This window comes from Leifsonia sp. SIMBA_070, assembly GCF_046534635.1.
Classification (GTDB): domain Bacteria; phylum Actinomycetota; class Actinomycetes; order Actinomycetales; family Microbacteriaceae; genus Leifsonia.
The window spans coordinates 1-263 of the sequence record NZ_JAWRYK010000425.1 but is presented as its reverse complement, the minus strand read 5'-3'; the positions used below and the strand labels follow the sequence as shown (position 1 = coordinate 263).

Annotated in this window: 1 pseudogene; it reads right to left on the bottom strand. The window is 68.4% G+C overall.

Annotated elements, in window-relative coordinates:
• A pseudogene (locus SB754_RS20945) lies at positions 1–263 on the bottom strand (gfo/Idh/MocA family oxidoreductase); the annotation flags it as partial.

Below are 263 nucleotides of genomic sequence, written 5' to 3'. Positions count from 1 at the left end.
CCGAAGACGCCGAGGCCCTCGGGCGTGAACCAGTCGTCGCGAACGTAGCCCGTCGTGCCGTTGTCGAGCACGACGTGCGCATCGCCGAAGTCCTGCAGTCCGGGCGTATCCGGGTGGGCGTAGTTCGCCACGGTCGCGCTGACGATCTCGCCGTCGGTCGCGCCCGTGTAGTGCAGCATCTGCTCGAAGTTGTGGCTGCCGATGTCGCACAGGATGCCGCCGTAGCGCGCGGGGTCGAAGAACCAGTCCGGTCGGCCGGATCC